Source organism: Rhodococcus sp. 05-339-2 (genome assembly GCF_002258965.1).
In the GTDB taxonomy this organism is placed as follows: Bacteria; Actinomycetota; Actinomycetes; order Mycobacteriales; family Mycobacteriaceae; genus Rhodococcoides.
The window spans coordinates 730,348-743,646 of record NZ_NOYW01000018.1 but is presented as its reverse complement, the minus strand read 5'-3'; the positions used below and the strand labels follow the sequence as shown (position 1 = coordinate 743,646).

Here is a 13,299-nt window from a genome sequence, read left to right as displayed (position 1 = left end):
CCCGCCTCGCGCAGGTAGGTCCGCGGTCACGGCAGCGGGTATCGTCTAGCCTGTTATGCCTTCAGTGCGCAGTACGACTGCTTCCGTCCCGCCGCGGCCACCGGTGTACCTCGATCACGCAGCGACGACCCCGATGCTGCCGAGCGCGATCGAGGCGATGACCGCTGTGTTCGCCACGGTGGGCAACGCGTCCTCGCTGCACACCTCCGGGCGGTCCGCTCGGCGCCGAGTGGAGGAATCGCGCGAGTCGATCGCTGCGGACCTCGGCGCGCGCCCGTCCGAGGTGATCTTCACCTCCGGTGGTACCGAGAGCGACAACCTCGCCGTCAAGGGCATCTTCGCGGCCCGGCGCGATTCGGACCCCGCATTGACCAGGATCATCGCCAGTTCGGTGGAGCATCACGCGGTGCTCGACGCGGTGGAGTGGCTCGTCGCACACGAAGGTGCGAGCGTCACCTGGCTCCCGGTCGACACAGAGGGGCGAGTCACTCCGGACGCGCTGCGCGCCGAGCTGGCCCTGCATGCCGACGAGACTGCGCTCGTGACCGTGATGTGGGCCAACAACGAGATCGGAACCGTCATGCCGGTCGCCGAGCTCGCGGCCGTGGCCGCCGAATACGGAGTTCCGATGCACAGTGACGCGGTCCAGGCGGTGCCGCATCTGCCCGTCGGCTTCGCCGAGAGCGGTCTGTCCGCGCTCAGCATCGCGGCACACAAGTTCGGTGGACCGCAGGGGGTCGGTGCACTTCTGCTCGGCCGCCAGGTCCCGTGCGTTCCGCTCTTCCACGGCGGGGGGCACGAGCGAGACGTTCGATCGGGCACTCCGGACACTGCGGGCGTCGTGGCCATGGCGGCTGCGCTGCGTACGACCGTCGAGAACTCGTCGCGGCACCGCGCCGAACTGAGAGCACTGCGCGACCGGTTGATCGTCGGGATCAGAGACGCCGTTCCCGACGCCGTCCTCAACGGGCCGGAAGGCGACGATCGGCTGGTCGGGAACGTGCACTTCACCTTTCCCGGGTGTGAGGGTGATTCGCTGTTGATGTTGCTCGATGCGGCAGGCATAGAATGCTCGACGGGCTCGGCGTGTACTGCCGGCGTGGCCAGCGCCAGTCATGTTCTGATCGCGCTCGGGTGCGATCCGGCCGTCGCCCGCGGATCACTGCGGTTCTCGTTGGGAACCGGCTCGTCCGAATCGGACGTCACCACTGTGCTTGCGGCTCTGCCGCAGGTCGTCGAACGCGCTCGTGCCGCCGGATTGGCCGGCGTCGGAGCTCGAGGAGGAAATCGCTGATGCGTGTTCTGGCTGCTATGAGCGGGGGAGTCGACTCGGCCGTTGCCGCGGCCCGTGCCGTGGACGAGGGCCACGACGTCGTCGGTGTGCACCTGGCTCTGTCGACCGCTCCCGGCGCTCTGCGCACCGGTTCGCGTGGTTGCTGCTCCAAGGAAGACGCCGGTGACGCTCGTCGAGCTGCCGACGTACTCGGAATCCCTTTCTACGTATGGGATTTCGCGGATCGCTTCAAAGAGGACGTCATCGACGATTTCGTCGCGTCCTATGCCGCAGGTGAGACCCCGAATCCGTGCCTGCGCTGCAACGAGAAGATCAAGTTCTCCGCTCTGGCCGACCGCGCTCTCGCACTGGGCTTCGATGCCGTGGCGACCGGGCACTACGCGCAACTGCACGACGGAGTGCTGCGACGTGCCGTGGACGCGGACAAGGATCAGTCCTACGTGTTGGCCGTGCTGAACCGGGCCCAGCTCTCGCGTGCGATGTTCCCCATCGGGGACACTCCGAAGTCCGAGATTCGCGAGGAGGCTGCCGAGCGTGGGTTGGCCGTCGCCGACAAGCCGGACAGTCACGACATCTGCTTCATCCCGTCGGGCGACACTCGCGCATTCCTCGGCGCGCGGATCGGCGTACGCCCGGGCAAGGTCGTCGACTCCGAGACCGGAGCCGAACTGGCCGATCACGAAGGCGTGCACGGGTTCACCATCGGGCAACGCAAGGGCCTCGGCGTGGAAGGCCCGGCCGCGGACGGCCGTCCCCGCTACGTGACGTCGATCGAACCCGACAGTGGCACCGTCATGGTCGGCTCGGCACAGAAGCTCGACGTCTGGGCTATCAGTGGAGATCGCGCGGTATGGACCGAAGGTACCGCCCCGACCGGCCCCATCGAGTGCGTCGTCCAGGTCCGTGCGCACGGCGGACTGACCGAGGCGGTCGCCGAGGCAGCGGGTGACGGCATGGAGATCCAACTGCGGGCTCCACTGACCGGTGTGGCCAAGGGCCAGGCTGCTGTGCTGTACCGCAAGGACATTCATGGCGACATCGTCATCGGCAGCTCGACCATCTCGGGTACTCGATCCGAGCGCGAGTGACCCCGGGCGTCTTCGCTGGACTGGCGACCGGCATCGGTTCGTGGCCGGGCACCGACATCCGTGAGGCCGCTGCGGTCGTCGTCGGGGAGTTCACCGAGCTCCCACACGTCGTCGAACTTCCGGCTCGCGGCCTCGGTGCGGACATGATCGGACGCACCGGAGCCATCATGGTCGACGTCGAGCTCGACGTGCGCACCTCCGGTTATCGCGTCGTGCCACGTCCGATGCTCGCCGGCCGGCGGGCGACCGATTTCCTGGCCGAGGACCTCGACGTGCTCGAGGAACTGTGGGAGGTGTCGGGGCTTCGCGGCAGCGGCCGCACCATCAAGGTCCAGGCGGCCGGTCCGTTCACGATGGCGGCGCAGGTCGAACTTCGGCACGGGCATCGGGCCCTGACCGATCGCGGTGCGCTGCGGCATTTCGCCGAATCCCTCGGCGAGGGACTGCGCCTGCACTGCGCGGAAGTGACGCGTCGGCTCGGAGTCGACGTCCTCGTTCAGCTCGACGAACCCAGTCTCGCAGCCGTTCTGGCCGGCAGCCTGACGGGCATCACCGGGCTCGATTCTGTGCGGGCAGTCCCGGAACCGGATGTTCTCGACCTGCTCGATTCGTTGATCGAGACGATCGATCGTCCCGTTGCCGTCCACTGTTGTGCCGGCGACGTTCCGTTCGATCTGCTTCGCCGTTCGCGCGCGGTCGCAGTCGCCGTCGACGCGACTGCGCTGCGCCGCAGCGATTTCGACGGAGTCGGCGAGCTGCTGCAATCCGGCAAGACACTGATGCTCGGGTTGATTCCGTCCGAAACGCCGGAGCGGCCACCGCATTGGCGCGAACTGGCCGAGCCGGGCGTCACGTTGATCGACCGACTCGGATTCGACAGATCGATTCTCGCCTCCCGTATCTCCGTGACGCCTGCATGTGGATTGGCCGGAAGTACACCGGAGTGGGCCCGTCGCGCAACAGGACTCGCCCGCGACGTGGCTGCCGCGTTCGCGGATTCCCCCGATTCGTTGTGAGATCACACAGCCGCTCGGAGTGAAACGCTGTCGACTTCGGGCCGATCGAACCCACTGCTGTTAGGACGCCGAACAGGTGTGACACTATTCACATGGCCGTCGGGGGTCTGTTGAACACGCGGGAGTTCGGAAATGGCATCAGGTGGTCGCGACTTCGACGAGGTCGCCTCCCTCCGGCGTTCCGGCAGGCACCGTCGAGGACTCGTGGCGAAACTGGCCGCGGCCACCTCCGACTGGTACCGAGCGCCGCACGATTTCGAGTGGATCATCAATCACAGATCGACCCGTCCGCTGACCGGGATCATCCGCGTGGTGTTCGGCACCGCCACGCTGATGTACGCCGTCACCTCGATCTTGATGCTGTTCAGCGATCTCGGGCCGCAGGGACCGACGGCCATCGGCTGGGTCCTCTTCGTTCTGGTCACTCAGGTGTTCGTCGCCGCCCGGTGCGTGCTCGGCCCGATCCCGGGAAAGAAGTTCTTCGTCGCGTTCCTGGCCTTCGGGGACATTCTCACGACCTCGGTGTTGATTCTGTACGCGCCTGTCGCGTCCCTGATCGGAACGGTGTTGTTCGCCGTCACAGGAGCGTTCTGCACCTACTTCCTCAGTCCGCGACTGCTGGTGGCGCATCTGGTGTGGACCGCAACGTTCATCGTCGGTTTCGGTATCCGCACCTTCCTGTCGGTGACGAGCGACGAGGTGGACTACATCGACGGGCCCGCGGTGGTGACGGCGACGGTGGTTCTGCTCCTGGCGACGGTGGGAGTACCGGTGTTCGCTCAGGTGGCCTGGACGACGCTGTCCAACGACGCCAAGCGGTCGGTTCTCGATCCCCTGACCGGGGTGTACAACCGGCGCGGCATCGACAGTGAACTGCTGGACCTGTGGCACGAGGCCGGTAAGCGCGGCATGTCCATGGCTTTCCTGGTTGTCGACATCGACAAGTTCAAGGCCGTCAACGACCGATTCGGGCACAGCCGCGGCGACGAAGTGATCGTGCGGGTCGCCGATCGGCTGCGCCGCGTGGTCCGGCATCAGGGGGGAGTGCTCGCTCGAACCGGTGGCGAAGAGTTCCTCGTCGCCATGGTCGGTGATGCGCGGGGGATGGTCGATCTCGGCTTCGACATCGTTCGGGTCCTCTGGGACCGCCGCGACGACATCCCCGTCACCGTCAGCGTGGGAATGGCGTTGCTGCGCGAGGACTCGGCTCTGTGGGACGTCGGTACGTCCGTCGTCGGCAGAGCAGCCCGTACGGCGGATGCGGCGATGTACCGGTCCAAACAGTCCGGTGGAAACAGTTTGGTCGTCGAAGAGATCTGAGGCCTCGAACCGACGTGCGTCGATGCGTCGGTGTGCTCGGGTGCGACCTCTGCGATGATCGTGCGATGTATCGGCTATCGGATGCCCAGCGACGTGGACTACCCGCCGGAGTGCTGTTGTCGGTGATGGCGTCCGTGCTCGGCGGCATCTACGCGGACTCTTTCGTGACCGGCTTCGCTCTGACCGCCGGAATCTGCGCGGTGGCGATCGTCGCCGCGACATTGCTGCTGGGACTCATGGGTCGCTAGCCGCACGGTGTCGGCCGATGGGGCACTGTCGGTGGGGTCGGATAATCTTCGATACGTGCCCGAGCCGACCGAATCACCCGCAGGAACCGACGACAGCGCAGGGACGGTCGGTGTGGAACTCGATGCTGCGTCCTTTGCCGATCGCGAGCGATGGCAGACGCTGGCCGAGGAAGTTCGCGGGCACCAGTTTCGCTACTACGTCCGAGATTCGCCGATCGTGTCCGACGGCGAGTTCGATGCCCTGCTGCGCGAGCTGAACGAGCTGGAAGAGGCGCATCCGGATCTGCGCACGGCGGATTCACCGACCCAACTCGTCGGGGGCGGCTTCGCGACGGAATTCACCGCCGTGGACCACCTGGAACGAATGTTGAGCTTGGACAACGTGTTCGATCACGACGAGCTACGAGCCTGGGCCAAACGGGTCGAGACCGAAGCAGGGCCGGATCTGGAGTATCTGTGCGAGGTCAAGATCGACGGCGTCGCATTGAATCTGGTGTACGAGAACGGCACGCTCGTGCGCGGCGCCACCCGAGGTGACGGACGTACCGGAGAGGACGTGACGCTCAACGCGCGCACGATCGACGACATCCCGGACACCCTGACCGGGAGCGAGCAGTACCCCGTCCCGGAACTGTTGGAAGTACGCGGCGAGGTCTTCTTCCGGCTGGAGGACTTCCAGGCGCTCAACGCCGCACTGGTGGCGGAGGGCAAGCCCCCGTTCGCGAATCCACGAAATTCGGCGGCAGGGTCGCTGCGACAGAAGAATCCGGCGGTCACCTCCAAGCGGCGTCTGGGAATGATCTGCCACGGCTTCGGTCGCATGGTGGGTTTCACGCCCGAGTCGCAATGGCACGCCTACGAGGCTCTCCGCGCCTGGGGTCTGCCCATTTCCACCCACACGACCCGAGTGCAGGGCGTCGACGCCGTCATCGAGAAGGTCGTCTACTGGGACCAGCACCGACACGACGTCGAACACGAGATCGACGGCCTGGTCGTCAAGATCGACGACATGTCGCTGCATCGTCGACTGGGGACGACGTCTCGCGCGCCGCGGTGGGCGATCGCGTACAAGTACCCACCCGAGGAGGTCACCACGACGCTGCTCGACATCCGGGTCAGCGTCGGCCGCACGGGCAGAGTGACGCCGTTCGCCTACATGACGCCCGTGCTCGTGGCCGGCTCGACGGTGTCGCTGGCGACGCTGCACAACGGGTCGGAGGTCAAGCGCAAAGGCGTTCTGATCGGCGACACGGTGACCATTCGCAAAGCGGGAGAGGTCATTCCGGAGGTTCTCGGCCCCGTCGTCGACGCCAGGACCGGTGCTGAGACCGAGTTCGTCATGCCCACCGAGTGCCCGGAGTGCTCGACGCCTCTGGCCCCGGCGAAGGAGGGTGACGCCGACCTGCGCTGCCCCAACTCGCAGTTCTGCCCGGCGCAACGTCGCGAGCGGGTGTTCTTCGTGGCCGAGCGGCAGCGATTCGACATCGAGGGACTCGGCTACGAGGCCGCATCCGACCTGTTGGCCACCGGGGCCATCGAGGACGAAGGTGACCTGTTCTCGCTCACCGAGGACGATCTGATGAAGACGGCGATCTTCCGCACCAAGTCCGGGGCGTTGTCCGCCACCGGTCGAAAGTTGCTCGACAACCTGGCCACCGCACGGAACCAGCCGCTGTGGCGGGTGCTGGTCAGTCTGTCCATCCGGCACGTCGGTCCCTCGGCAGCGCGCGCATTGGCAGGGGAGTTCGGCAGCCTCGACCGAATCCGGGCAGCGTCGGTCGAGGAACTCTCGGCGGTCGACGGGGTGGGCGGCACCATCGCAGCCGCAGTCTCCGAGTGGTTCGAGGTCGACTGGCACCGCGCCATCGTCGACAAGTGGCAGGCCGCGGGCGTGCGCATGGAAGACGAGCGGGACGCGTCCATCGAGCGCAATCTCGAGGGACTGTCGATCGTGGTCACCGGGTCGCTCACGTCGTACTCGCGTGACGAGGCCAAGGAAGCGATTCTGCTGCGCGGTGGCAAGGCTGCAGGTTCGGTATCGAAGAAGACGGCGTTCGTTGTGGTCGGCGACGCTCCGGGGTCCAAGCACGACAAGGCGATCGAGCTCGGCGTGCCGGTGCTCGACGAAGAGGGATTCACCCTGCTTCTGGCCGAGGGCCCCGATGCCGTGGCTCCGACCGACGCAGAACCCGAATCCTCGGACTGATCGGGCCGGGAACGCGTCGGTTCGGACGCGTCAGTTCAGAACCGTCGCGACGATGCCGGCGAGATACCCGAGTCGGGCGATCTCCGAGGGCCTGAACTCCGGGCCCCCGGGCCTGCCCAACATCAGCACGGTTCCGGTGGTACCGAGGGGAGCCGCGGCGATCTTGGTGTCCATGTCCCGCCAGACCTGGGGCACCCAGTCGGCGTCCGAATCCAGAGCGGCAGGGGCGTTCAGTGGGAACCAGGGCAGCTCGGCGGCGTGCGTCTCGGGAGCCCCCGAGCTGCCCACCAGACGGAACGGACCGTGTGCGTTGGTGGCAACGACTGTGCTCCACCCCACCCGCAGAACGCGGGGGGCTCCGTCGACGAGCACCTGAAGTCGGTCGTCGGACGCCGCCGCGACCCGATCGATCAATTCCAGTTCTCGGTGCGTATCGAGGACGCCGGTGTACGGGCGGATGGAATCGACCCGAACGTCGGTCAGGTTCTCGGCAGCAGTGATGAGCGTGTCGGGAAGCGAACCCGGAGCGACGTCGACCACAAGATCGTCGACTGCGTAACCGTCACCGCGTTCGATGACGTCGAGGGAGAGGATGTCCGCCCCGACCGAACCGAGCGCGACGGCCAACGATCCGAGGCTGCCCGGCCGGTCCGGCAGTTGGACGCGGAGCAGGTAGGACATGTCACGCTCCCTTTCGACTTCTGGCGTATTTCGGCCACCCCAGCGTCATCGGTCGTTGCTGGCGAGTAGCGTGCCGCTCTTGGGTCGTTCGGCAGGCTCCGCTCCTGGGAACACTGTGCACCCCGGCGCGAGCAATCCTTGCATCTTCGACCCGTCGGGTACGTCGCGCAACGCGGGCCGTGACAATTCCGACACTCCACGCGGCCACGAGGCGTGAGTGAAGTCCGCGTAATGCTGCGCACTAGGCTGGACCGCGTTCGCGAACCCACGAGGTTCGCTCTGCACGAATACGGGGCCGCTTCTGCAGGCTCCCCTCCTATGTCCGAAAGGGGTCTACGCGGTGCCAGACATCTCCCGCGACGAGGTCGCTCACCTCGCCCGGCTGTCGCGCTTGGCTCTCAGCGACGCCGAACTCGACGAGTTCGCCGGCCAGTTGGATTCGATTCTTCATCACGTCAAGACGGTGGCGGAGGTGGCAACCGACGACGTCCCACCGACCGCCAACCCCAGCGACATCGTGAACGTGACGCGTCCCGACGTGATCGTTCCGGGCCTGACGCCGGAACAAGCACTGTCCGGCGCACCGAACGCCGAGGAGGGCCGTTTCGCGGTGCCGCAGATTCTGGGAGAGAGCGAATGACCGACCTGACGAAGCTCGACGCGTCCGAGCTCGCCACCCGAATCCATGCGCGTGAGGTCAGCGCCGTCGAGGTGACTCAGGCGCATCTCGACCGGATCTCCGAGGTCGATGGTGACCTGCACGCTTTTCTGCACGTCGCAGGATCCGAGGCACTCGCAGCGGCGACCGACGTCGATGCGGGATTGTCCGCCGGACACGCACCTGCCTCGGCTCTGGCAGGCGTGCCGCTGGCCCTCAAGGACGTGTTCACCACGACCGACATGCCGACGACGGCCGGATCGAAGATTCTCGACGGGTGGATGTCGCCGTACGACGCGACGCTCACCACGAAGCTGCGGGCCGCGGGCATTCCGGTGCTGGGCAAGACCAACATGGACGAGTTCGCGATGGGTTCGTCCACCGAGAACTCGGCCTACGGACCGACCAAGAACCCCTGGGACACCACCCGCATCCCCGGTGGCTCGGGCGGCGGCAGTGCTGCGGCGCTCGCGTCGTACCAGGCCCCGCTGGCCATCGGCACCGACACCGGAGGATCGATCCGCCAGCCGGCGGCGCTGACCGGCACCGTGGGAACCAAGCCGACCTACGGCAGCGTCTCGCGCTACGGACTGATCGCCTGTGCCTCCTCTCTCGATCAGGGTGGCCCGTGCGGTCGAACCGTGCTCGATACCGCGTTGCTGCACGAGGTCATCGCCGGCTACGACTCGCGCGACTCCACGTCGGTGGAGACTGCAGTTCGACCGGTGGTCGAGGCGGCACGAGAGGGTGCTCGCGGTGACCTGACGGGAGTGCGTGTCGGTGTCGTCAAGGAATTGCACTCGGACAAGTACCAGCCCGGTGTGATCTCGTCCTTCGACGCCGCGGTGGCGACACTGACCGAACTCGGCGCCGAGGTGGTCGAGGTGTCGTGCCCCAACTTCGTGCACGCACTGGCCGCCTACTACCTGATTCTTCCGTCGGAGGTGTCGTCCAACCTGGCTCGGTTCGACGGCATGCGGTACGGGTTGCGGGCGGGTGACGACGGCAAGCACAGCGCCGAGCAGGTCATGGCCACCACGCGCGCACAGGGGTTCGGACCGGAAGTCAAGCGTCGCATCATGATCGGTACCTATGCACTCTCCGCGGGATACTACGACGCCTACTACGGCTCTGCCCTGAAGGTGCGCACCCTGATCGCCCGTGACTTCGACGCCGCGTACGAGAAGGTCGACGTGCTGGTGTCGCCGACTACCCCGACCACGGCATTTCCGTTGGGGGACAAGGTCGACGATCCGATGGCGATGTATCTCAACGACCTGTGCACCCTGCCCACGAACCTCGCGGGTCACTGCGCGATGTCGGTGCCGTCGGGTCTTGCTTCCGAGGACGGACTGCCCGTCGGTCTGCAGATCATGGCTCCGGCGTTCGCGGACGAGCGGCTCTACCGTGTCGGTGCCGCATACGAGGCCGCCCGCGGCGATCTGAGGTAGTTCGAGGTGCTGCATCGGTGGGCTGCCGATCTGGCTCATCAGCCACTGCTGTCCGGTGCAGTGCCCGCGGTCGCACTGACTGCGACGGCGGTCCTGACGACCGTCCTCGTGTTCGCGGTAGTCCGAAGGACACGGCGAGGCCGAACGCTGGGAACGGTGTTCGGCCCGCTGAGTGCTCTGGGTCTCGTGGGATCGCTTGTGGTGGCGGCGACGGTGCTCACCAATCTGACCGTCACTCGGTACCCGACGGTGGCCGTGGCGCTCGGCCACCGACCGGCCGTCCCGATCGAGGGCACCGGCAGGTTGATCGACATGGACGTGCCCGGCACGGTGTCGCACTTCGACGCGCGACCCGCGACCGTCTACGTTCCGGCGTCGTACGACGCAGGAGCGAGCGATTTACCGGTGCTGGTGCTGCTCACCGGCCAACCCGGCCATGTCGTCGACTGGATCGAGGGTGGTCGTCTGGCCCAGACGATGGACGCCTTCGCGGCACGTCACGACGGCGCGGCCCCGATCGTCGTGGTGGCCGACGGCCTCGGCGACACCGAGGCGAATCCGATGTGCATGGATTCAGACCTCGGGAATGCCGCGACGTACCTGTCCGTCGATGTGCCGCAGTGGGTTCGGTCGAACTTCCGGGTGTCCTCGGATCCGAGGGCGTGGGCGGTGGGCGGCTATTCCTACGGCGGAACGTGCGCGCTGCAGCTGGCGGTGACTGCACCGTCGGTGTACCCCACCTTTCTCGACATCTCCGGCGAGGACGAGCAACGGCGCGGGACGAGAAGCGAATCCGTTGCGGCGGCATACGGCACGGACACCCCGGCGAACGAGGCGCGTTTCGAGCGATCGACGCCACTGAACATACTCTCGCGCAACAGATTTCCCGATTCGGCCGGTGCATTCGTGGTAGGTGCCGACGACGAGGAATTTCGGCCGCAGACCGAGCGAACCTTCAAGGCTGCAGAGGCTGCGGGTCTCGAGGTGCACTACAGCGAGCTGCCCGGCGGGCACTCGATGCAGGTGTGGGCTCCCGCGCTGGAGCAGGAAATGGACTGGCTCGGTAGGCGATTGGGGCTTGTCGACTGAATCGCCCGGCGTGGTCGTCACCGACACCGTTGCATGCTCGTACCCTGGTCGGTTCCGTACCGATGGCCGTGACCGGCTCCGACGTCGAGTGCGGCCGCAAGATCGACGGACGTCTGGAGGAAGCTCACGCCGGGCAGCCACATCGGTGTGGGCGCGTCGAGTCGGGTGCTCGACGTGTTCGGCGGTGACCACAGCAGGTCGGTCGACCACCGGACGACGGGGTCCGAGGAATTGGCCACCACCGTTGCGCCGTCGGTGTTCACGGCCCCGGCGGGCGGACCCGCCCACACGGCACCGCAGATACCCGGATCGCTCCGTCCGATCGAGAGGAACACGTCGCTTCCCGCCACCGCGCCCAGACTCTGGCCGTACACGATGATGTCGGGCGGTGTCGGTTCCGATGCCGCGCGCGTCGCCACAGCGCGAACCACCGCGTCCGCGGAACTACGCGCGTCGTCCTCGGCGAACAGGAATGTCGCCCAACTGGGCGCGCTCGAGTACTGCACCGCCACTGTGGCGACGTCACCACCGAATCTGCTCTCGGCACCGGTGACGGCGTTCTCGTCCACCCACCCCGATCCGGTCGGTATCGCGACGACCACGACGCTGCGCTGGAAACCCCCGGCTCGATCCAGGTCCGCGACGGCCAACGCCACCCTGCGATCGAGCGTCGGGGCCGAATCCAGACCCGCGTAGGCGCGCACGGTGCCGGGAGCGAGACCGCCGGAGACGAACTTCCGGCCCTCTGCGCCGAGCGTGCGCCACGGGACGAGCGAGGCCGGAGCTCCTGATCTCGTGTTCGAGCTCGGAGCGGGCTCCGCGTCGTCCACAACGGAGTTCGAGGCCGAGAACGAGTCCGATACGGCCGACCCGACCGAAGGCGCGGCAACGAACGACGCAAGACCGACGATGGCAACCGCAATCACCGATCGACCACGGCCGAGTGCGCCGCCGATTCCGACAGCCGCACGGCCGAGTCCGCAGAGAACCACCGCAACACAGATCGCCCCTGCGGACACCTCCGCTGCGTACCGCCAGTCCACCGTCCCGACGTCCATAGAGATCCGTAATCGGTTCTGCCAGAGAATATTCGCTGCAAAAGAGCAGGTGGATATCCCTGCCCCGACACCCGCCGACCAGGCCTGCAGGCGCCGCCGAGCGGGCGTGCACGAGCCGAACACGCGCCGGGCCGACCATGCGGCCGCGAGTGCCGTCGCCATCACTGTGCCGGTGAACAGGGCCTGGGTGACGGCCGGCCGTGGGAGCAACGAGGGAGCCGAGGACACCATCACCGCAACGGTGAGGGCCACCGAGGTGCCGATTCGGGGGAATCGGACACCCGTCTCGGCCGGGGCAGTCGGGTGAGCCGAACCGGCAACTCGGGTGCCTGCGACGATCGGCGCGATCATGCGGGCTCGATCGTCCGGGACACCGGCTCGGTGGTCAGCACGCGTCGGCGCGCATGTCGGCCGGTCGCGATGCCCCACAGTGCAATCGGAACGATCCCCGCGCCGCCGAACACGAAGGGCAATGCCGGCTCGGCCACCGGTGCGCCGAAGGACTGTCGCCAGGAGTTGAGGTCGACGGCCGTGGCAGCCACCGATGCGGCGGCGTCGCAGACCTGACGGGGCCCGTCGTCGGCCCGGTCCGTGCAGGCGGCGTGCATACGCCCCTCCAACTGGGCATCGAACGATCTGCGCCACTGCGGATCCACTGTCGTTCCTGTGGCAGCGGCGTACCGAATCAGGTCGTAGCCCAGGTCGTGGGCCCTGCATGCGGAATCGAACTCGGACGGAAGCGGAACGGGCGACGAGCAATCGCCGTGTGGGTTCTCTGCCATGTCGTCCTGCACCCGAGGCCGGTATCCCATCACCGATCCGAAGTCGTCGGGGATGGTCAGGGCGGCGACGTCCGCCGACTCGGTGACCAGTTCGTGTACCGAGACCGCGACAGGCGAAGTCGATTCGGCAGCAGGCGGTGTCGATGCCGCGCCGGTCGTTGCCGTCACCGCTGCGATCGCCGCCGCCGCGCACATGACGACGCGAGAAGTGTTCCTGTTCATGGCTTTCGACGCTAGGGAGCGGCGTATTCATCGGTCATCGCACCGAAGTCTCGTTCTGCCGTACGTGCATCGGTGGTTCCCCAGGGGAAATCCGATACCTGGATACTGCACAGAACTGATACCCAGGTATGACGACCTCGTCGGCTCACAGTCCCTAGGCTCGGTGCGTGCGAAGGAACAGATCAG

The 13,299-nt window shown here is 66.8% G+C and carries 12 protein-coding genes; 9 read left to right on the top strand and 3 right to left on the bottom strand.

Annotation, left to right across the window (positions count from 1 at the left end; translation table 11 throughout):
* Positions 1-55 precede the first annotated feature (55 nt).
* From CH273_RS21190 to ligA, 6 genes are all read left to right on the top strand, one after another.
* Positions 56-1,294 carry a cysteine desulfurase family protein gene (locus tag CH273_RS21190; RefSeq protein ID WP_052050274.1) on the top strand — a complete coding sequence of 413 codons (1,239 nt, stop codon included), beginning with the start codon at positions 56-58 and terminating at the stop codon, positions 1,292-1,294.
* Positions 1,294-2,382 carry a tRNA 2-thiouridine(34) synthase MnmA gene (gene mnmA, locus CH273_RS21185; RefSeq protein ID WP_032397742.1) on the top strand — a complete coding sequence of 363 codons (1,089 nt, stop codon included), beginning with the start codon at positions 1,294-1,296 and terminating at the stop codon, positions 2,380-2,382. Before CH273_RS21190 ends, mnmA begins: the two co-directional genes overlap by 1 nt.
* A complete protein-coding gene (locus tag CH273_RS21180; RefSeq protein ID WP_032397743.1) occupies positions 2,379-3,398 on the top strand; it encodes a methionine synthase in 1,020 nt (339 codons plus the stop codon). Before mnmA ends, CH273_RS21180 begins: the two co-directional genes overlap by 4 nt.
* 132 nt (positions 3,399-3,530) lie before the next feature.
* On the top strand, positions 3,531-4,718 hold the full coding sequence (locus CH273_RS21175; protein WP_052050278.1) for a GGDEF domain-containing protein: 1,188 nt from the start codon (positions 3,531-3,533) through the stop codon (positions 4,716-4,718).
* Between the two features lie 65 nt (positions 4,719-4,783).
* Positions 4,784-4,966: a hypothetical protein gene (locus CH273_RS21170; protein ID WP_032398339.1), complete on the top strand. Its 183-nt coding sequence runs from the start codon at positions 4,784-4,786 to the stop codon at positions 4,964-4,966.
* Positions 4,967-5,078: 112 nt separating this feature from the next.
* Complete coding sequence (gene ligA, locus CH273_RS21165) at positions 5,079-7,172, top strand: NAD-dependent DNA ligase LigA (protein ID WP_032398340.1); 2,094 nt, start codon at positions 5,079-5,081, stop codon at positions 7,170-7,172.
* A gap of 30 nt (positions 7,173-7,202) precedes the next feature.
* On the opposite strand, the gene CH273_RS21160 is transcribed toward ligA, so the two are convergent.
* Positions 7,203-7,853 (bottom strand): ACT domain-containing protein, encoded by a 651-nt coding sequence (locus CH273_RS21160; protein ID WP_032397744.1) that lies wholly within the window; start codon positions 7,851-7,853, stop codon positions 7,203-7,205.
* Between the two features lie 340 nt (positions 7,854-8,193).
* Here CH273_RS21160 and gatC point away from each other — a divergent pair, with 340 nt between their 5' ends.
* Genes gatC through CH273_RS21145 form a run of 3 tightly spaced genes read left to right on the top strand, consistent with a single transcriptional unit; the run spans position 8,194 to position 11,051 of the window.
* On the top strand, positions 8,194-8,493 hold the full coding sequence (gatC, locus tag CH273_RS21155; RefSeq protein WP_032397745.1) for an Asp-tRNA(Asn)/Glu-tRNA(Gln) amidotransferase subunit GatC: 300 nt from the start codon (positions 8,194-8,196) through the stop codon (positions 8,491-8,493).
* Positions 8,490-9,962 carry an Asp-tRNA(Asn)/Glu-tRNA(Gln) amidotransferase subunit GatA gene (gatA, locus tag CH273_RS21150; protein ID WP_032397746.1) on the top strand — a complete coding sequence of 491 codons (1,473 nt, stop codon included), beginning with the start codon at positions 8,490-8,492 and terminating at the stop codon, positions 9,960-9,962. Before gatC ends, gatA begins: the two co-directional genes overlap by 4 nt.
* A gap of 6 nt (positions 9,963-9,968) precedes the next feature.
* Positions 9,969-11,051: an alpha/beta hydrolase gene (locus tag CH273_RS21145; protein WP_052050281.1), complete on the top strand. Its 1,083-nt coding sequence runs from the start codon at positions 9,969-9,971 to the stop codon at positions 11,049-11,051.
* A gap of 17 nt (positions 11,052-11,068) precedes the next feature.
* Here CH273_RS21145 and CH273_RS21140 read toward each other — a convergent pair whose 3' ends face one another.
* Together CH273_RS21140 and CH273_RS21135 are read right to left on the bottom strand one after the other, a co-directional pair.
* A complete protein-coding gene (locus CH273_RS21140) occupies positions 11,069-12,460 on the bottom strand; it encodes an alpha/beta-hydrolase family protein (RefSeq protein WP_052050284.1) in 1,392 nt (463 codons plus the stop codon).
* Positions 12,457-13,113 (bottom strand): hypothetical protein, encoded by a 657-nt coding sequence (locus CH273_RS21135; RefSeq protein ID WP_143546255.1) that lies wholly within the window; start codon positions 13,111-13,113, stop codon positions 12,457-12,459. The genes CH273_RS21140 and CH273_RS21135 overlap by 4 nt, the downstream gene beginning before the upstream one ends.
* Positions 13,114-13,299: the final 186 nt, after the last annotated feature.